The sequence below is a fragment of the Mesorhizobium sp. USDA 4775 genome (assembly GCF_054062655.1).
In genome coordinates this window covers 1,236,176-1,253,812 of record NZ_JBSSFM010000001.1, presented here as the reverse complement: position 1 = coordinate 1,253,812, position 17,637 = coordinate 1,236,176, and the positions used below count along the sequence as shown (strand labels likewise).

The window sequence follows — 17,637 nt, the reverse complement described above, 5'->3', positions numbered from 1 at the left end:
TTGTAATCGCGATCTGAGAGGGGACGCGATGCGGCATTTTGAAATACAGCGTCCGAACAGCCGTTCGGAAAACGTTGATGAGTCGATTTCTTTGTTGTGGCGAAAACCACGGCAAATCCATCCATGGTTTATTAGCTTACTTGCAACTACCACGCTTGTGTTGCTGCCGAATTCCGCGGCCCTGGCGGCCTGCGTGCTGGTTCCGTCGGCTGGAAATACCACCTTCACCTGCGATAGCGGCGATTCGGGCGGCGGCCTTACCGATACAAGCGGCGACAACACGCTGACCTTTCCCGCCGGCGGCACCGGGCAGGTGAGCGGCAACGTCACCTTCGGCGCCGGTACGGATCGCATCGACATGCAGTCCGGCACCATTACCGGTACGGTCAACCAGGGCGACGGCACGGATTTCTTCACGATCGGCGGCGGCACCGTCTCCGGCAATGTCCAGCAGGGCGCCGGCATCGACGATTTCAACATGAGCGGCGGCCAGATCGGATCGCTCAACCAGGGCGACGGACTGGACACATTCACCATGACGGGCGGACGCATCGTCGATTTCTTCGACGATGGCGACAACGCGGTGATGACCGGCGGCCGCATCGGCCGGGTCAACATGAAGCTCGACAAGAACTATTTCAACCTGTCCGGCGGCACCATCGACCGCAACCTCGTCACCGGCTTCGATCAGGACACCATCATCCTCTCGGGCGGCACGATCGGCGGCAACATCAGCGTCAGCGGCGGCAATGACAGCGTGACGATATCGGGCGGCACGGTCGGCGGCGATGTGCTGATGAGCTTTGGCTCCGACAGTTTCGTCTGGAATGGCGGCGGCATCATCTATGGCGCCGTCGATCTCGGCGCCGACAACGATACCGCCAAGCTCAGCAACCTCACCAACGCCAATCTCGGCGACACGGATGCCCTGAATGGCGGCCTCGGTACCGATGCGCTGACCTTCGACAACGTCAAGCTGGAGGGGATCGCCAGAGTCCAGAACTGGGAAAGCATCGGCGCCACCAACGACACACAGCTGCTGCTCGACGGCAATCTCAAGCTCGGCGACAGCGGCACCGGCACGGGCTTGCTCAGCGTCGATGCTTCGAGCACGCTCTATGGCGGCGGCTTCAACGCGACGATCCAGGCTTCACGGCAGGCCAGTTGGCGGAAGTGACCAATGCCGGGCGCATCGACCTGACCAACGGCACCACCGGCGCAACCGATCGGCTGACGATTTCGGGCAATTATGTCGGCGCCGGCGGCGTGCTGCTTGTCCAGACCGAACTCGGCGACGATTCTTCCGCGTCCGACAGGCTGGTGCTTTCGGGCGGCACGGCTTCCGGCTCGACCGGCATTTCCGTGGTCAACGCCGGCGGCGCGGGTGCCGCGACCGCTCAGGACGGCATCATGCTCGTCCAGGCAGTCAACGGCGCCACTTCCGGCGCCTCGACCTTCGCGCTCGACGGGCCAGTCGCCGCCGGCGCCTTTGAATACTATTTGTTCAAGGGCGGCGTCAGCGCCGGCAGCGAGGAGAACTGGTATCTGCGCTCGACGCTGATAACACCGACGACGCCGGCCGCGGCGCCGCCGACGGTCGAGCCCTCCCCGCCGGTGGAACCGGTGCCGCCGGCGGCCGAGCCGCCACCCCCGCCGCCATCCGAACTGCCGCCGACGCCACCGCCGAGCGAGGGCGACATCAACAATCCGCCGCTCGACCCGACACCGCCCGTGCAGGCCAGCGACCCGCAACCCGAACCGCCGCCGCCGCCGCCACCGGCGCCTCCGGCGGATCCGCCACCGCCGCCACCGGTGGTGCCGACCGAAGCGCCGGCGCTTCCGGTGCCGACACTGCCCGGCCCGCCGCCTGTCCAGCCGGCGCCGCCGACACCCGGAGCGACCGCGGTGCAGGCAGCCGTGATCCCGCTCTACCGCATCGAGGTCCCGGTCTATTCGGCCTTGCCGCCGGTGGCCGAACACCTGGCGATGACGACGCTCGGCACCTTCCACGAACGGCGGGGTGAGCAAAGCCTGCTGTCGAACCCCGAGCTATCGCCGGTCTGGGGCCGCATCTATGGCCAGGACGCCAAGATGGGCTGGTCGGGAACGGTGTCGCCCTCCTTCGACGGCACGCTGTTCGGCCTCCAGGCGGGTTTCGACGTGTTCGGCCGCGACACCACCTCGGGCGGAATCGATCGCGCCGGCCTGTTCGTCGCCTATGCCAGCATGAAGGGCGATTTGCGCGGCCAGGCGCTGGGATGGAACGATCTGTCCGTCGGCAGCCTCAACGTCACCGGCACCAGCGTCGGCGGTTACTGGACCCGGATCGGCCAAAGCGGCTGGTACCTTGACGGCGTCCTCATGGCCACGTTCTTCGGCGGCCACGCGACATCGTCGCGCGACATCGGCATCGATGTCGGCGGAACAGGCGTCACCGCTTCGCTGGAAGGCGGCTATCCCATCGCGCTGGCGCAGGGCTGGACGCTCGAACCGCAGGCGCAACTGGTCTGGCGGCATCTGTCGCTCGACGACACCAACGACCGCTTCTCGTCGGTTTCCTTCGACACCAACGACAGCGTCAGCGGCCGGCTGGGTGCGCGGCTGCAGGGCGAGACCACCATCAACGGCATGGCGCTGCAACCCTACCTCAAAGCCAACATCTGGCACGATTTCGGCGGCACCAGCCATGTCAATTTCGACACCACCGACATCTCGACCGAGGGCCGGTCGACCTCCTTCGAGTTTGGCGGCGGCGTGGTCGCCAAAGTGACCGACAAGGTCAGCCTCTTCGCCACCGGCGACTACACGACCAATCTGGGCGGCGACAAGCGCCGCATCCTCGAGGGCAATGTGGGCATCAGCGTGAAGTGGTGAACCACCATCCGAAACCGGTTCCGGTTCGGATGGTGGAATAAAGGGTCGCCTAGTTCCCCGAACGCATCGCCACCGTGGCGATGCCGGCGCCGACCAGCAGCGTGCCGCCGGTGCGGTTGAAGATGCGGATCGCCTTGGGATTGCGGACGACGTTTCGGGCGCGGGCCGCGACCAGCGCATAGCCGAAGGCATTGGCGAAGGCGAGCGCCAGGAAAGTCGTCTCGAAAATCAGCATCTGCGTCCAGAAATCGGCGTGCCGGTCAAGGAACTGTGGCAGGAAGGCGACGAAGAAGGTGATGCTTTTCGGGTTGAGCGCGGTGACCAGCCAGGCATGCGCCATCATCTTGGCCGAAGACACCACGTCGGTGCGCGGCTCGGCCTTCAGCGCGCCGCCGGCGCGGAACAGCTTTACGCCGAGATAGATCAGATAGCCGGCGCCGATCAGCTTCAAGATGGTGAAGACCGTCGCCGAAGCGGCGAGCAGCGCGCCAATGCCGAGCATCGACAAGGTCATGGCGGTGAAATCGCCGAGTGCCACGCCAACCGCCATCGGCAAAGCGGTGCGCCAGCCCTGGCCCAGCGCATAGGACACGACCAGCAGAATCGTTGGCCCCGGAATGATGAGCAGGATGGTAGACGCGGCGGCGAAGGCGGCCCAGTTCTCGAAGGACATGTCTGTCTCCCTTGGGTTAAGGAGAAGGATAAATCCTCAGCCCAGGGGCAATGTAAAGAGGCATGATTTTTGTTTTTACGAAAATCCGGGCGGAAGACCGCCACGCACTTTCCTTGGAATTGCCGCGCCATCAATTGCGCCAAAGGCAGGTCGGCGTCAGTTCGCGCCGCTCAGCGTGCTCACGATATCGGCCAGGCTGACATCGGCACCGAGAACCAATGCGGCCGCGACAATGGCAGCGGCAAAAAGCGTGATGTCGGTTTTTAACGTCTTGCACATGGAGGCCCCTCGCTGATCGCCCGATGGGTAGGAAAGACCGGTGCCGGGATTATGACCCTGCCTGGGTCTTTTTGTGCAGGAACGCCCGGTTGCCAGTTCATTCGGCACGGTCAGGTGCCGCCAGGCCAGGCGCAAATCCAGGCAGCGCAAGGCATTCACGCTTTATCAACCATGAATGATGAAAATGCCCGCTATCCGGCCGGACCGTGCTTCCCGCCGACAGCGTAGGGTTTGGGTATATGCGTGAGTTGCCGCAAGGTCCGACGCCGCCACGATACGGCGACGCAATCGATACCGATCATCATCTTTCCCGCCGCGCTATCCTGTCCGGGGCAGGCGCGCTGGCGCTGCTCAGCGCGGCCGGCTGCTCGACGTCCGGCGGCGGCATGCCGGCGCTCGAACTCGACAATACGGTCACCGGTTCCGTGCCGCCGATGCGGCCGGCGATCAGCGTCGACAGGAATATCACCAGCCCCGACCTGATGTACGCCGCCTTGACGGACAATGGTTTCAACGTGCCTGAAGTGCCGTATCAGAAGGTCAAGCCGGAATTCCGCCGCCAGATCGTCGTCGACACGACCGGCGAGGCGCCCGGCACCATCGTCGTCCATCTCAAGGAGCGCATGCTCTATCTCGTCCAGCCGGGCGGCGACGCCATCCGCTATGGCGTCGGTATCGGCAAGGACGGCTTCCGCTGGTCCGGCCGCGCCAACATCCAGTATGGCAGGGAATGGCCTACCTGGACGCCGCCGCCGGAGATGATCCAGCGCAAGCCCGAACTGGTGAAGTGGCAGGGCGGCCAGCCAGGCGGCCTCACCAACCCGCTCGGCGCGCGCGCGCTCTACATCTACCAGGACGGCAAGGATACCGGCTACCGCATCCATGGCTCGCCCGAATGGTGGAGCATCGGCCAGGCGATGTCGTCTGGCTGCGTGCGCCTGATCAACCAGGACATCATCGACCTCTACAGCCGCGTTTCGAAGAAAAACCCGGTCGTCGTCATGTGATCGTTTTGGGCGGCTCAGGCGGCCGCTTCCATCTTCCTGTTCGCGCATGAACTTTTCCCGAAAACCCGTTTCCACTTTTCGGGATCATGCTCAAGACTCTCCCGTTGCGTGACGCGGCAAGACAGGCCAAGGTGCCTTGAAAACCATCGCTCGGGAGACGTCAGGAATGGCCGGAACTTTTGTCATCGCACAAGGCGGCGGCCCGACCGCCGTCATCAACCAGACGGTGGTCGGCGCCACGCTGGAGATCCGCAAGCGGCATCCCGGCGCCAAGGTGCTGGGTTCCATCCATGGCGTGCGCGGCATCCGTGACGGCAATTATGTCGACCTTTCGGCCATTCCCGAGGATCGGCTGCGGCTGATCGCCGGAACGCCAAGCGCGGCCCTCGGCTCGACACGCGACAAGCCGGATGCCGCCTATTGCGATATCATCCTCAACGGCCTGAAGAAGGCCGGCGCCGACGCCTTCATCTATATCGGCGGCAACGACACGTCGGGCACGCAGCAGATCCTGACCGATGCCGCCGGCGGCTCGATCGCTTTCGTCCATGCGCCCAAAACCATCGACAATGATCTGGAGGAGAACGACCATACGCCGGGATTCATCTCGGCGGCCGAGTTCGTCGCCGGCGCCTTCCTCTCGGTCGATCTCGATTTCCGCGCTTTGCCCGGCATCTATGTCGGCATCGTGATGGGCCGGCATGCCGGCTTTCTCACGGCAGCGGCGGCTGCCTGGCAGCTCGATCCCGACAGCGGCCCGCATTTGGTCTACGTGCCGGAACGGCCATTCTCGGCCGCGGGCTTCATCGACGATGTGCGTGCCACGCTCGACCGCCACAAGCGCTGCATCGTTGCCGTGTCGGAAGGGGTGAGCACCGCCGACGGCAAGGCGCTGGTCGAAAGCCTGGTAGCGCCGGAGAAGCTCGAGCGCGACGCGCATGGCAACGTCAAATTGTCGGGCAGCGACCTGCCGGCAGCTCTCGAGCGCGCATTGGCCGAGGGCCTGCCGGGCAAGCGGGCCCGCGTCGACGCGCTCGGCTACATGCCGCGCGGCTATGTCGGCGCCATCAGCGCCGTCGACGCACAAGAGGCGTTCGATGCCGGCGCCTTCGCCGTGTCCGTAGCCGAACAGGGCGGCGGCTCCGTGGCGCTGCAATATGACGGCGCAAAGACCGTTCTGAAGAAGGTGCCGCTGAAGAACGTCGCCGGCAAGACCCGCCACATGCCTGACAATTTCATGAAGCCCGACGTCAACCAGCTGTCGGAGGCCGGCATGGCCTATCTCAAGCGGCTGGTGCCGGAAAAGTACAAGGTCGGGAAGCCTTTCGTTTGATGTCAGGCTTCCACCTGATACCGGGCTCACAAGTGATGCCGGAGTGGTTCAGCAAGAGCATCGTCGACGACAGGACGACGATGCTGACCGAGCCGTTCGTGCATGACTATGTGCGCGCCAACATCTGGCATCTGCGCGGCCGCGACGCCGACCTTTTGGTCGACACCGGGATGGGCATCTGCCCGCTGGCGCCGCAGATAGAGACGCCGCAAGGCAAACCGCTGCTGGTCGTCGCCACCCACATCCATCTCGACCATGTCGGCTCGCTGCACGAATTTGCGTGGCGGGCCGGGCCGAAGATGAGTGCGGCGCAATTCGAAAGCATGGATGAGGCGGCGACCTACGCCTACATGTTCCACGATCTCGAAGGCGCCGTGTCGAAATTGCCGGCGCCGGGCTGGAAGGCCGCCGACTACAAGATCCCCTCGGCGCCGCTGACGCGGACGCTTGACGAGGGCGACGTGGTCGATCTCGGCGACCGGCAATTGCGCGTGCTGCACCTGCCCGGGCATTCGCCGGATTCGATCGCGCTTTTCGACGAGGCCGACGGGCTTTTTTTCAGCGGCGATGCCATCTACGACGACACGCTGATCGACACGCTGCCGGATTCCGATCGGGCCGCCTATGCCAGCACCATGCAGCGCCTGCTCGACCTGCCGATCCGCATCGGCCATGGCGGCCACGGGCCGAGCTTCGACGGCAAGCGTATGCGCGAGATTGCGGCCGACTATCTGCGCCGGCATGACGATCCGTAAGCGCTCCCTGAATTAAATCTTCGTAAGGTCGGCCGAAAACCCTAATTCGGGCCGATCGGCACCCTAGATACCTCGGTGTCGATCCGGCCGGCCGCCATGTACGGCGAGACAGGCAATCCGGTCGTCGACACGCCGGCGGGCGCTTCTCCCAAGGTGCCCGCGGCGCCCGATCAACTCTCGCCCGGACAGAACGACCATGTCACCTCTTGGTATTCTTCGTAGGCATCGCGTCGCCGCCCTGCTGGGCGCTGCGCTGATCATCTCCCCCGTCGTCGTCTCGTTCGCCCAGAGCGCGAACAACAGCACCGGCGTCAGTAAAATTGTCGCGACGACCCAGACCCCGGTCGCCGGAATAACGGCCCCGAACGGCTCCTTTGCGCCGATCGTGGCGGCCGACAAGCCGGCAGTGGTCACGGTCACCACCATCATGAAGGCCCAGCCGGCAGGCGCCGATGACGGCATGCCTCTCGGCAATTCGCCGTTCGACCAGTATTTCCGCCAGTTCTTCGGTGACCAGGGCATGCCCGCTCCGCAGACGCCGCCTCAGCAGGCACAACGGGCCGAAGCGCTCGGTTCCGGCTTCATCGTCAGCGCCGACGGCACCATCGTCACCAACAACCACGTCGTCGACGGCGCCTCTTCGATCAAGGTGACGCTCGATGACGGTACCGAACTTCCCGCCAAGCTCGTCGGCCGCGATGCCAAGAACGACCTTGCCGTGCTCAAGATCAAATCCGACAAGCCCTTGCCGACGGTCAAATGGGGCGATTCCGACAGGCTGATGACCGGCGACCAGGTGCTGGCGATCGGCAATCCGTTCGGCATCGGCACCACGGTCACCGCCGGCATCGTTTCGGCACGCGGCCGCGACCTGCATAGCGGGCCGTTCGACGATTTCATCCAGATCGACGCGCCGATCAACCATGGCAATTCCGGTGGCCCGCTTGTGGATGTGAACGGCAATGTCGTCGGCATCAACACGGCGATCTATTCGCCCAATGGCGGCAGTGTCGGCGTCGGCTTCGCCATCCCGTCGGACCAGGCGCAAAAGGTCGTCGCCAAGCTGATGAAGGACGGTTCCATCCAGTACGGCTATCTCGGCGTCGAGATCCAGTCGGTGACGCCGGACGTGGCAAGCGCCATCGGGCTCGATCACCCCGGCGGCGCGCTGGTTTCCAAGGTCAATGACAGCTCGCCCGCCGCCAGCGCCGGAGTCGAGGCCGGCGACGTCATCACCGGCTTCGCCGGACAGGACGTGAAGGATCCCAAGGATCTGTCGCGGGCCGTGGCCGATGTCGCGCCCGGCGCCAAGGAAACGCTTGATGTCTGGCGCAAGGGCAAGGCGATACAGATTTCCGTCAACGTCGGGCAAAACAGCGACGATGTTAAGACGGCATCGACGGACGATTCCGGCGCACCGAGCGCCGAGCAGGGCTCGCGCGCACCGGCGATCGGCCTCGGCCTGATGGACATCACGCCCGACATTCGCCAGGAAATGAACCTCGCCGACAATGAGCATGGCGCGGTGGTTGCGCGCGTCAATCCCGACAAGGCGGCCGCTGCTGCCGGCATTCAGCCCGGCGATGTCATCGTCGCCGTCAACCAGGCCCCGGTGAAGAGCGCCAGGCAGGTCACGCAGGCGATCGCGCAGGCGAGCAAGTCGGGCCGCAAGTCGGTGCTGCTTTTGATCGAACGCGATGGCAGCCAGATCTATGTCGCCGTGCCGTTCGCCAATGGCTGAGCCGCGATGCCGATGACATGAACGTCGAAGTGGCGGGCCTGCCGGAGGCGGGGCCGCCACCTCGGTATCTGGCTGGAGCAATTCCAGAAAAAGTGTGCGGTTTTCCCGGGAAAAGCGCGTAGCGCTTTCCCTTGGGAATTGCGCCAAAACAAAGAGTTAGAGCATTTCGCCGTTTCCATGAAACGGTGAAACACTCGGGTCTAAAGTTTGCGCAGCGCCACTTCCTCGACCAGATGGTCGGCGCCCTTGCGCAGGATGAGGTCGGCGCGGGCGCGTGTCGGCAGGATGTTCTCGCGTAAATTCTTCAGATTGATGTTGGACCACAGGCCTTCGGCGATGGCGCGCGCCGCTTCCTCCGAAAGCTGCGAGTAGCGGTGGAAGAACGAGTCCGGATTGCGGAAGGCGGTCTCGCGCAGCCGCATGAAGCGCGCGATGTACCATTCGTGGATCAGCTTCTCGTCGGCATCGATATAGATGGCGAAGTCGAAAAAGTCGGACAGGAAGGGCACGATCTTGCCGTCCTGCGGCAACTTGCCCGGCTGCAGGACATTGATGCCTTCGAAGATCAGGATGTCGGGCCGGTCGATAGTGACGAACTCGCCGGGAATGACGTCGTAGGTGAGGTGCGAATAGACCGGCGCGCGGATATCGGGCAGCCCCGACTTGATGCCCGAGAGGAAACGTAGCAGCGCGCCGACATCGTAACTGTCGGGAAAGCCCTTGCGTTCCATCAGGTTCTCGCGGCGCAACACCTCATTGGGCAGCAGGAAACCGTCGGTGGTGATGAGATCGACCTTGGGGCTCGACGGCCAGCGCGCCAGAAGCTCCTTCAGCACGCGTGCGGTGGTCGATTTGCCGACGGCGACGGAGCCGGCGATGCCGATGATGAACGGCGTCTTGACGATATCGACGGCGTTGAAGAAAGCTTGGCGCTGCCGGAACAAGAGCTGGCTCGCCTCGACATGGGCGGACAAAAGCCGCGACAGCGACAGATAGATGCGCTTGACCTCCTCGAGGTCAACCGGATCGTTGAGCGAACGCAGGCGGCGGAACTCGTCCTCGCTCAGCGTCAGTGGTGTGTCGGCGCGGAATTGCGACCATTGCTCGGCCGAGAAGAAACGAAAGGGGGAATATTTCTCGGTTGGCGCGAGCTGATCCATCGAGATACCTGCCCTCCTTCGCGGTCAGCCCTGGGGCCGTGACGCCTTCTCGGCGATGCCCGAACGCCCGGTGCGGCTTTCGAGCTCCTTGAGCACGTCGCTCAGCGGAACACCCGAGAGGCCGAGAACGACGAGCCAATGATATATAAGATCGGCACTTTCGGAAACGAGGCCCTGTCTGTCGCCCTTGACGGCGGCAATCACCGTCTCGACCGCCTCCTCGCCGAGTTTCTGGGCCGCCTTGTCGATGCCGCGCGCGAACAGTTTCGCCGTCCAGGAGTCCGGGTCGCCGGAATGGGCGCGGTCCCTGATGATTGTCTCCAGATCGGAGAACGAAAATTCAGCCATGGCGCCTGGGCCCTTTTCTTAGCCGGAACAGCCTCTAGGGCCGATCACCCGAGGAGTCCAGCCGCATCGGCAGGCCCGCGGCGGCCATATGCGCCTTGGCCTGGGCGATTGTATAGGTGCCGAAATGGAAGATGGACGCCGCCAGCACCGCGCCGGCGTGGCCGTCGCGAATGCCTTCGACCAGGTGATCCAGCGTGCCGACGCCGCCCGAAGCGATGATCGGCGCGCGCACCGCATCGGCGATCGCACGCGTCAGCGCGATATCGTAGCCGGCCTTGGTGCCGTCGCGGTCCATCGAGGTCAGCAGGATCTCGCCGGCGCCGCGATCGACCATTTGACGCGCGAATTCGACCGCGTCGATGCCGGTCTTCTCGCGCCCGCCATGGGTGAAGATCTCCCAGCGGTCGGCCTCGCCAGCGCCGGAGACCTTCTTGGCGTCGATGGCGACGACGATGCACTGGTTACCGAACTTGTCGGCGGCTTCGGCGACGAAATCCGGGTTCTTCACCGCCGCCGTGTTGATCGACACCTTGTCGGCGCCGGCCAGAAGCAGCTTCCTGATATCGGCGACCTGGCGCACGCCGCCGCCGACGGTCAGCGGCATGAAGCACTGTTCGGCGGTGCGGGCGATGACATCGAAAATGGTTTCACGGTTGTCGGACGAGGCGGTAATGTCGAGAAAGCAGAGCTCGTCGGCACCAGCGGCATCATAAGCCTTGGCCGCCTCGACCGGGTCGCCGGCGTCGATGAGGTCGACGAAGTTGACGCCCTTGACGACACGGCCGTCTTTGACGTCGAGGCACGGGATGACACGGGCTTTCAGCATCAGCGGCCCTCTATCGTGGCGATGAGATCGTTTAGCAGCTCGCCGACCAGCGGCGGGACGTCGCCCTGCGCGTCGAAGGCCGGATCGTAGGCGGAAACGGTGATGCCGACGACCGGCACCGCCAGCGCGATGGCGCAGGCCGCGTCGCGCAACTGTTCCGGGCTGGGCCCGCCTGACGTGACGTATCGATTGGCCTGCAGTTCCTTGGGGTCGTGCACGTCGAGATCGAGATGCATGTGCACGCTTTTGGCGCCTGCGGCCTTCAGCTTCGCAGTTGCTGGTCCAATGCCTGGACATTCGGTGCGGATGACCGGCAAGGTCTTGAGCAGTTCTTCCTCGGCCGGATCGAGATCGCGGGCGTTGACAAGCACACAGCGTGACGGATCGATCGGCTTGAAACCTGGAATGGCCGCTGCCATCGGACGCCAGCACAGGCCAAGCACGGTCGCCAGCGCCATGCCGTCGAGAAAGCCGTATACCGAGGTCTCGGGCGTGTTGAGATCGCCATGCTGGTCGGCCCAGATGATCGCATCGGCACCCTCGCCGGCGACCGCGCCGGCCGATGTCAGGCAGTTTCCGGCCAGCACGATGGGGAACCGCCCCCTGTCGATGGCAATGCGGACCTCGCCCGAGACGGCATTGCAGACGGCGAAACCGGTGGCGATCTCGCGTTCCTGGTCGTCACCGACCCTGCCGATATCCGCGACCGCGACCTCGTGGCCGGCAATGGTCAGGGCGTCGACCAGACCGCCTGCAATCAGCGCATCCGGGCCCTGTCCCATGCCGCCGTGATAGTGGCCGCTGTCATAGGAGGCGAGGATGATGGTGATCTTCACGATTTCGCCTCCGCCGCCGGCCGGCCCTGCAGGATCGCCAGCGCCTCGGCGGGATCGATGCGGCCGTCATAGAGCGCGCGACCGGAGATGGCACCTTCAAGCTTCTTTGCATCGGGCATCGTCATGCGCACGATGTCGGCGATCGAGGCGAGGCCGCCAGAAGCGATGACCGGGATCGATACGGCCTCGGCGAGGTCGATGGTGGCGTCCCAGTTGATGCCGGTCAGCACGCCGTCGCGATCGATGTCGGTGTAGATGATGGCGGCGACGCCGGCACCCTCGAATTTCCTCGCCAGTTCAATGACGCCGAGGCTCGACGCCTCGGCCCAACCCTCGACCGCGACCTTGCCGCCCTTGGCGTCGATGCCGACGGCCACCTTGCCCGGGAAAGCCTTGCAGGCCTGCCTGACAAGGTCGGGATCGCGCACCGCCACCGTGCCGAGGATGACGCGGGCCAGCCCGCGGTCGAGCCAGTCCTCGATCTGCGCAAGCGTGCGGATGCCGCCGCCGAGCTGCACCGGGTTCCTCGTCGCCTTGAGGATGGCGCCGACCGCCGCGCTGTTGACGCTCTGGCCCTTGAAGGCGCCGTTGAGGTCGACGACGTGCAGCCATTCGAAGCCCTGGTCCTCAAAGGCTTTTGCCTGCGCGGCCGGATCATCATTGTAGATGGTCGCGGTCGCCATGTCGCCGTGCTTCAGGCGCACGCACTGGCCGTCCTTGAGGTCGATGGCGGGAAACAGGATCACGATTCAGGCGCCCTTCTTGCTCATGCACTAGGGCCTCCAGCGCAGGAAATTGGTGATCAGCGCCAGCCCCAGCGCCTGGCTCTTTTCGGGATGGAACTGCGTGCCGACGAGATTGTCGCGGGCGACGGCCGCCGTCACCGGACCACCATAGTCGGCGACGGCCAGAACCTCGGCCGGCTTTTTCGCGTCGAGATGGTAGGAATGGACGAAATAGGCGTGCAGCCCCTCCGGTCCGGTCGGAATGCCGACAAACAGCGGGTGTTGGCGTCTGAGCTCGATCGTGTTCCAGCCGATCTGCGGGATTTTCAGAGCCGGATCGGCGGGCGTGATCTCCTTGACGTCGCCCGAGATCCAGCCAAAGCCATGGGTGACGGTCTTTTCCAGGCCGCGCTCAGACATCAGCTGCATGCCGACGCAGATGCCGAGGAAGGGCCGGCCCTTGGCGATGGCGACGTCTTCGACCGCGTCCCACATGCCGTCGACCGCCCGCAGACCGGCCGCGCAGTCGGCATAGGCGCCGACGCCGGGCAGGACGATGCGGTCGGCGCTGCGCACCCGGTCGGCATCGGCCGTCAGGTCGATTTCGGCCGATATGCCGGCTTCGCGCGCGGCGCGCTCGAAAGCCTTGGTGGCCGAGCGCAGATTGCCCGAGCCGTAGTCGATGATTGCTACCCGCATGTCAGGGCCGTCCCGGTATGTGGGTCAGGCCCAGCGCCATGCCCGGCTGCGCCGGACGCGCCTGGGCGGCATCCGGAACGATGCGCGGCGGCGGCGCGGCTTCCTCCGCATGCGCCTCGACCTCCAGCGCGTAGCGTATGTCGGCATCGTCGAGCCGGCCGGCCTGAACCGCGCCCCATTCATGCCAGCCGCGCCGGCGCAGGGCCGCGATACGCAACCCCTGCCCTTCCAGGCCGACATAGAACGAAACTAGCGTCGACAGCAGTGAACTTGCCAATCCAAGGCCAAGGTTTTGCCCAGCCATCGAAAGCGCGCCCATGACGACGAAGGCAAGTCCGGCCTCGATCCACAGCCGGTGCCAGGCGAGCCATATCGGCGGCGCCAGCAGGCCGAGCCAGGTGAAGCCGTCGCGGATAAAGGCCGTTGTGTCGACCTTCTCGCTGCGGCCGGGCGGTTCCATCACGACATAGGTGGCCATGGCCTATCCCTTCAACGATCCCTTGGTGGAGGGAACCGCGTCCGGCTGGCGCGGGTCGGGCTCGAGTGCGGCACGCAGCGCGCGCGCCACCGCCTTGAAACAGGTCTCGGCGATGTGGTGGTTGTTGGCGCCATAATGGTTGGTGACATGCAGCGTGATGCCGGCATTTTGCGCCAGCGCCTGGAAGAATTCACGCACCAGTTCGGTGTCGAAAGTACCGATCTTGGGCGACGAGAAAGACACGTTCCAGACCAGGAACGGCCGGCCCGACACGTCGATCGCCGCGCGCGTCAGCGTCTCGTCCATGGCAAGGTCGATCGAGGCATAGCGCATGATGCCGCGCCGTTCGCCCAGCGCCTTGGTCAGCGCCTGGCCGAGCGCGATGCCGGTGTCCTCGACCGTGTGGTGGTCGTCTATGTGCAGGTCTCCCTTGGCCCTCACCCTCATGTCGATCAGCGAATGGCGCGACAGCTGGTCGAGCATATGGTCGAAGAAGCCGACGCCCGTGGCGATATCGGATTTGCCCGAGCCGTCGACATGGACCGACACCGAGATGTCGGTTTCCTTGGTCTTGCGGCTGGCTTCGGCGGAACGGGGCGCCATGACCTTGTCCTTGTCTCAGGGTTTCAAAGCTCCGCAGACGAGCTTCGAACATTCACCGGCTTGAAAACGAAAGCCTTCTATCAGCATGATCCGGCGATTGCCAGTTGCCTCGGACAGAGGTATCGGCCTTGCCGGAGTGGCGATTTGCAATCATGGGTCCCGTGCATACATATGGCCGATAAAATCACTCGTACCGCGCCAATCGCCTTTTGGGATCGCGCGAATCGGAGCCAATAAATGTCTGATAATCTGACCATGCACGCCACGACCATCGTGACGGTGCGCAAGGGCAACAAGGTGGTGGATCGCCGGGGACGGCCAGGTCAGCCTTGGCCAGACCATCATGAAGGGCAATGCCCGCAAGGTCCGCCGCATCGGCAAGGGCGGCAATGTGATCGCCGGTTTCGCCGGCGCCACCGCGGACGCCTTCACACTGCTGGAACGGCTGGAAGCCAAGCTCGAACAATATCCCGACCAGCTGACGCGCGCCTGCGTCGAGCTCGCCAAGGACTGGCGCACCGATCGCTATCTGCGCCGGCTGGAGGCGATGATGCTGGTGGCCGACAAGTCGGTCTCGCTGGCGCTGACCGGCACCGGCGACGTGCTCGAACCCGAACATGGCGTCATGGCCATCGGTTCAGGCGGCAACTATGCGCTGGCCGCGGCGCGGGCGCTGATGGACACCGACAAGGATGCCGAGGAGATCGCCCGCAAGGCGATGCAGATCGCCTCCGACATCTGCGTCTACACCAACAACAATTTCGTCGTCGAAACGCTCGATGCCGCCTGAGAAGGGTGTGCTCTACGATTTTCGGCCGGTTACCGAAAAGGACCTGCCGATGATCGCCGGCTGGCTCGCCGAGCCGCATGTTGCCCAGTGGTGGAACGATCCGGAGACGGAGATCGCCGAGATTCGCGATCATATCGACTCGATTTCGGTCGAGCCGCTGATCGTGGAACTCGACGGCAAGCCGATCGCCTATCTGCAGAGCTACGACCCGCATCTGGAAGACGACCATCCCTATGCCGACCAGCCGTTCGGCACGCTCGGCATCGATTTGTCGATCGGGCCGCCGGAGCTGGTCGGCATCGGCCATGGCTCGGCGATCGTACGCCAGTTCGTCGAAGATCTGTTCGAGGAAGGTGTGCCCCGCGTCATCATTGATCCCAACCCCGCCAACATCCGGGCCATCCGCGCCTATGAAAAAGCCGGATTCCGGGCCATAGACCGCAGGCAATCGGTCTATGGCGACGTCGTGCTGATGGCGATCGATGCCGACGATGAACAAATGGGGGAATAACCAGATGAGCAAGCCGACCGCGGATGATGGCTATTCGGCCTATGAAGACAGCTGGCGCATGGGTCTTCTGCTCGTCCTTGGCCTGCTCATCTTCCAGGCCGGGGCTCTCTATGGCATGGGCCGGACGCCGATCTGCACCTGCGGCTACGTGAAACTCTGGCATGGCGTGGTGAACAGTCCGGAGAATTCCCAGCACATTTCCGACTGGTACACCTTCTCGCACATCATCCACGGCTTCCTGTTCTATGCCTTGGCGAGGTTCCTGTTTCCGCGTTCGCCGATCGGCTTGCGGCTGGCCTTCGCCGTCCTCATCGAGGGCGGCTGGGAGCTGCTGGAGAACAGCCCGTTCATCATCGACCGCTACCGCGCCGGCACCATCTCGCTCGATTATTACGGCGACAGCATCATCAATTCGGTGTCCGACACACTGGCCATGGTGCTGGGATTTGTGATGGCGCGAAGGCTACCTATATGGGTGATCGTCAGCCTCGCCATCCTCTTCGAACTCGGTACCGGCTATCTCATCCGGGACAATCTGACACTCAACGTGATCATGCTGCTGCATCCGTTCGAGGCCATCAAGCAGTGGCAAAGTGGAATTTAGCTATGACGACATTTTCTCCCCGCGAAATCGTTTCGGAACTCGACCGCTTCATCATCGGCCAGAAGGACGCCAAACGCGCCGTAGCCATCGCCTTGCGCAACCGCTGGCGCCGCCAGCAGCTGGAAGGCCAGATGCGCGAAGAGGTGATGCCGAAGAACATCCTGATGATCGGCCCGACCGGCGTCGGCAAGACCGAAATCTCGCGCCGCCTGGCGCGGCTGGCCGGCGCGCCTTTCGTCAAGGTCGAGGCCACCAAATTCACCGAGGTCGGCTATGTCGGCCGTGACGTCGAGCAGATCATCCGCGATCTCGTCGAGATCGCCATCGGGCTCGTCCGCGAAAAGATGCGCGAGGACGTCAAGGCGCGCGCCCACATCAATGCCGAGGAACGTGTCCTGGAAGCGCTGGTCGGCAAGACCGCCAGCCCGGCGACGCGCGACTCTTTCCGCAAGAAGCTGCGCGACGGCGAGCTCGACGACAAGGAAATCGAGATCGAAGTGGCCGACACCGGCAATGGCGGCATGCCCGGCTTCGAGATCCCCGGAATGCCGGGCGCCAATATCGGCGTGCTCAACATCAACGACATGCTGTCGAAGGCGATGGGCGGCAAGAAGACCAAGCTGCGCAAGACGACGGTGAAGGAGTCCTACGATCTGCTGGTCAGCGACGAGTCCGACAAGCTGCTCGACCAGGACGAGGTGGTGCGCCGGGCGCTCGATGCCGCGGAAAATGACGGCATCGTCTTCCTCGACGAGATCGACAAGATCGCCGCCAGATCCGACATTTCCGGCGGCCCTTCGCGCGAAGGCGTGCAGCGCGACCTGCTGCCGCTGGTCGAAGGCACCACGGTGGCGACCAAATACGGGCCGTTGAAGACGGATCACATCCTGTTCATCGCCTCGGGCGCGTTCCACGTGTCGAAGCCGTCCGACCTGTTGCCCGAATTGCAGGGCCGCCTGCCGATTCGCGTCGAACTGCGGGCCTTGGAGAAGCAAGATTTCGTCCGCATCCTGACCGAGACGGAAGCGAGCCTGATCAAGCAATATATCGCGCTGATGAAGACCGAGGGTGTCGACCTGACCTTCACCGACGACGCCATCGATTCGCTGGCCGGCATTGCCGTCGACCTCAATGACAGCGTCGAGAATATCGGCGCCAGGCGGCTGCAGACGGTGATGGAGCGGGTGCTGGACGAAATCTCCTACGACGCGCCCGACCGCAACGGCACATCGGTCACCATCGACGCCGCCTATGTGGAAAAGCATGTGGGCGACCTGTCGCGAAACACAGATTTGTCGCGATTCATCCTTTAAAGCACGGCGCCGGCTGGTCCGGCGCCGGTTCAGGCAACCCGGTAGAACAATCATGTGTGGCCAGATGGTACCATCTGGCCAC

Annotated in this window: 17 protein-coding genes and 2 pseudogenes; 9 read left to right on the top strand and 10 right to left on the bottom strand. The window is 64.1% G+C overall.

Annotated features, from left to right (window positions below; translation table 11 throughout):
- Nucleotides 1–28 precede the first annotated feature (28 nt).
- A pseudogene (locus ACVILI_RS06350) lies at nt 29–2,874 on the top strand (autotransporter family protein).
- A gap of 49 nt (nt 2,875–2,923) precedes the next feature.
- Here the strand turns inward: ACVILI_RS06350 and ACVILI_RS06345 are convergent.
- Both ACVILI_RS06345 and ACVILI_RS06340 read right to left on the bottom strand, forming a co-directional pair.
- The gene (locus ACVILI_RS06345; protein WP_019862631.1) at nt 2,924–3,547 is read right to left on the bottom strand and encodes a LysE family translocator; all 624 of its coding nucleotides are present in this window, start codon (nt 3,545–3,547) and stop codon (nt 2,924–2,926) included.
- A gap of 156 nt (nt 3,548–3,703) precedes the next feature.
- A complete protein-coding gene (locus ACVILI_RS06340; RefSeq protein WP_240564617.1) occupies nt 3,704–3,985 on the bottom strand; it encodes a hypothetical protein in 282 nt (93 codons plus the stop codon).
- A gap of 80 nt (nt 3,986–4,065) precedes the next feature.
- Between ACVILI_RS06340 and ACVILI_RS06335 the strand changes: the two genes are divergently transcribed.
- The 4 genes from ACVILI_RS06335 to ACVILI_RS06320 all read left to right on the top strand — a co-directional run bounded on the left by ACVILI_RS06335 (nt 4,066) and on the right by ACVILI_RS06320 (nt 8,662).
- Complete coding sequence (locus tag ACVILI_RS06335) at nt 4,066–4,833, top strand: L,D-transpeptidase (RefSeq protein WP_038651450.1); 768 nt, start codon at nt 4,066–4,068, stop codon at nt 4,831–4,833.
- A 166-nt stretch (nt 4,834–4,999) separates the two neighbouring features.
- Nucleotides 5,000–6,166: a diphosphate--fructose-6-phosphate 1-phosphotransferase gene (locus tag ACVILI_RS06330; RefSeq protein ID WP_457102357.1), complete on the top strand. Its 1,167-nt coding sequence runs from the start codon at nt 5,000–5,002 to the stop codon at nt 6,164–6,166.
- A 35-nt stretch (nt 6,167–6,201) separates the two neighbouring features.
- The gene (locus ACVILI_RS06325; protein WP_019862627.1) at nt 6,202–6,921 is read left to right on the top strand and encodes an MBL fold metallo-hydrolase; all 720 of its coding nucleotides are present in this window, start codon (nt 6,202–6,204) and stop codon (nt 6,919–6,921) included.
- A gap of 196 nt (nt 6,922–7,117) precedes the next feature.
- Nucleotides 7,118–8,662 carry a DegQ family serine endoprotease gene (locus tag ACVILI_RS06320; protein WP_038651447.1) on the top strand — a complete coding sequence of 515 codons (1,545 nt, stop codon included), beginning with the start codon at nt 7,118–7,120 and terminating at the stop codon, nt 8,660–8,662.
- A gap of 200 nt (nt 8,663–8,862) precedes the next feature.
- On the opposite strand, the gene coaA is transcribed toward ACVILI_RS06320, so the two are convergent.
- Genes coaA through hisB form a run of 8 tightly spaced genes read right to left on the bottom strand, consistent with a single transcriptional unit; the run spans nt 8,863 to nt 14,337 of the window.
- Entirely contained in the window at nt 8,863–9,822 is a 960-nt protein-coding gene (gene coaA / locus ACVILI_RS06315) for a type I pantothenate kinase (protein ID WP_019862624.1), read from the bottom strand.
- A 24-nt stretch (nt 9,823–9,846) separates the two neighbouring features.
- Complete coding sequence (locus ACVILI_RS06310; protein ID WP_019862623.1) at nt 9,847–10,170, bottom strand: phosphoribosyl-ATP diphosphatase; 324 nt, start codon at nt 10,168–10,170, stop codon at nt 9,847–9,849.
- A 34-nt stretch (nt 10,171–10,204) separates the two neighbouring features.
- Nucleotides 10,205–10,999 (bottom strand): imidazole glycerol phosphate synthase subunit HisF, encoded by a 795-nt coding sequence (gene hisF, locus ACVILI_RS06305; protein ID WP_038653686.1) that lies wholly within the window; start codon nt 10,997–10,999, stop codon nt 10,205–10,207.
- Nucleotides 10,996–11,832, bottom strand: a complete 837-nt coding sequence (locus ACVILI_RS06300; RefSeq protein WP_038651441.1) for an arginase family protein — start codon at nt 11,830–11,832, stop codon at nt 10,996–10,998. The genes hisF and ACVILI_RS06300 overlap by 4 nt, the downstream gene beginning before the upstream one ends.
- The gene (gene hisA / locus ACVILI_RS06295) at nt 11,829–12,578 is read right to left on the bottom strand and encodes a 1-(5-phosphoribosyl)-5-[(5-phosphoribosylamino)methylideneamino]imidazole-4-carboxamide isomerase (protein WP_019862618.1); all 750 of its coding nucleotides are present in this window, start codon (nt 12,576–12,578) and stop codon (nt 11,829–11,831) included. The genes ACVILI_RS06300 and hisA overlap by 4 nt, the downstream gene beginning before the upstream one ends.
- Nucleotides 12,579–12,605: 27 nt before the next feature.
- Nucleotides 12,606–13,256 carry an imidazole glycerol phosphate synthase subunit HisH gene (gene hisH / locus ACVILI_RS06290; protein ID WP_038651438.1) on the bottom strand — a complete coding sequence of 217 codons (651 nt, stop codon included), beginning with the start codon at nt 13,254–13,256 and terminating at the stop codon, nt 12,606–12,608.
- A 1-nt stretch (nt 13,257) separates the two neighbouring features.
- The gene (locus ACVILI_RS06285; protein WP_240564616.1) at nt 13,258–13,734 is read right to left on the bottom strand and encodes a DUF2628 domain-containing protein; all 477 of its coding nucleotides are present in this window, start codon (nt 13,732–13,734) and stop codon (nt 13,258–13,260) included.
- A 3-nt stretch (nt 13,735–13,737) separates the two neighbouring features.
- Nucleotides 13,738–14,337 (bottom strand): imidazoleglycerol-phosphate dehydratase HisB, encoded by a 600-nt coding sequence (gene hisB / locus ACVILI_RS06280; RefSeq protein ID WP_038651433.1) that lies wholly within the window; start codon nt 14,335–14,337, stop codon nt 13,738–13,740.
- Between the two features lie 237 nt (nt 14,338–14,574).
- Here hisB and hslV point away from each other — a divergent pair.
- The 4 genes and pseudogenes from hslV (at nt 14,575) to hslU (ending at nt 17,555) form a co-directional block, all read left to right on the top strand.
- Nucleotides 14,575–15,127 (top strand): annotated as a pseudogene (gene hslV / locus ACVILI_RS06275) (ATP-dependent protease subunit HslV).
- Nucleotides 15,117–15,638 carry a GNAT family N-acetyltransferase gene (locus tag ACVILI_RS06270; protein ID WP_019862613.1) on the top strand — a complete coding sequence of 174 codons (522 nt, stop codon included), beginning with the start codon at nt 15,117–15,119 and terminating at the stop codon, nt 15,636–15,638. Before hslV ends, ACVILI_RS06270 begins: the two are co-directional and overlap by 11 nt.
- Nucleotides 15,639–15,642: 4 nt before the next feature.
- Nucleotides 15,643–16,242: a DUF2585 domain-containing protein gene (locus ACVILI_RS06265; RefSeq protein WP_027047639.1), complete on the top strand. Its 600-nt coding sequence runs from the start codon at nt 15,643–15,645 to the stop codon at nt 16,240–16,242.
- Between the two features lie 2 nt (nt 16,243–16,244).
- Nucleotides 16,245–17,555: an ATP-dependent protease ATPase subunit HslU gene (gene hslU / locus ACVILI_RS06260; RefSeq protein WP_027047638.1), complete on the top strand. Its 1,311-nt coding sequence runs from the start codon at nt 16,245–16,247 to the stop codon at nt 17,553–17,555.
- The last annotated feature ends 82 nt before the right edge of the window (nt 17,556–17,637 follow it).

Bases quoted from the DNA above. Each gene is read 5' to 3' on its own strand.
- ACVILI_RS06270 (WP_019862613.1), top strand. From the start codon at position 15,117: ATGCCGCCTGAGAAGGGTGTGCTCTACGATTTTCGGCCGGTTACCGAA.
- ACVILI_RS06335 (WP_038651450.1), top strand. From the start codon at position 4,066: ATGCGTGAGTTGCCGCAAGGTCCGACGCCGCCACGATACGGCGACGCA.
- ACVILI_RS06320 (WP_038651447.1), top strand. From the start codon at position 7,118: ATGTCACCTCTTGGTATTCTTCGTAGGCATCGCGTCGCCGCCCTGCTG.
- ACVILI_RS06345 (WP_019862631.1), bottom strand. From the start codon at position 3,547: ATGTCCTTCGAGAACTGGGCCGCCTTCGCCGCCGCGTCTACCATCCTG.
- coaA (WP_019862624.1), bottom strand. From the start codon at position 9,822: ATGGATCAGCTCGCGCCAACCGAGAAATATTCCCCCTTTCGTTTCTTC.
- ACVILI_RS06330 (WP_457102357.1), top strand. From the start codon at position 5,000: ATGGCCGGAACTTTTGTCATCGCACAAGGCGGCGGCCCGACCGCCGTC.
- ACVILI_RS06265 (WP_027047639.1), top strand. From the start codon at position 15,643: ATGAGCAAGCCGACCGCGGATGATGGCTATTCGGCCTATGAAGACAGC.
- ACVILI_RS06285 (WP_240564616.1), bottom strand. From the start codon at position 13,734: ATGGCCACCTATGTCGTGATGGAACCGCCCGGCCGCAGCGAGAAGGTC.
- hslU (WP_027047638.1), top strand. From the start codon at position 16,245: ATGACGACATTTTCTCCCCGCGAAATCGTTTCGGAACTCGACCGCTTC.
- hisH (WP_038651438.1), bottom strand. From the start codon at position 13,256: ATGCGGGTAGCAATCATCGACTACGGCTCGGGCAATCTGCGCTCGGCC.
- ACVILI_RS06310 (WP_019862623.1), bottom strand. From the start codon at position 10,170: ATGGCTGAATTTTCGTTCTCCGATCTGGAGACAATCATCAGGGACCGC.
- ACVILI_RS06325 (WP_019862627.1), top strand. From the start codon at position 6,202: ATGCCGGAGTGGTTCAGCAAGAGCATCGTCGACGACAGGACGACGATG.
- hisB (WP_038651433.1), bottom strand. From the start codon at position 14,337: ATGGCGCCCCGTTCCGCCGAAGCCAGCCGCAAGACCAAGGAAACCGAC.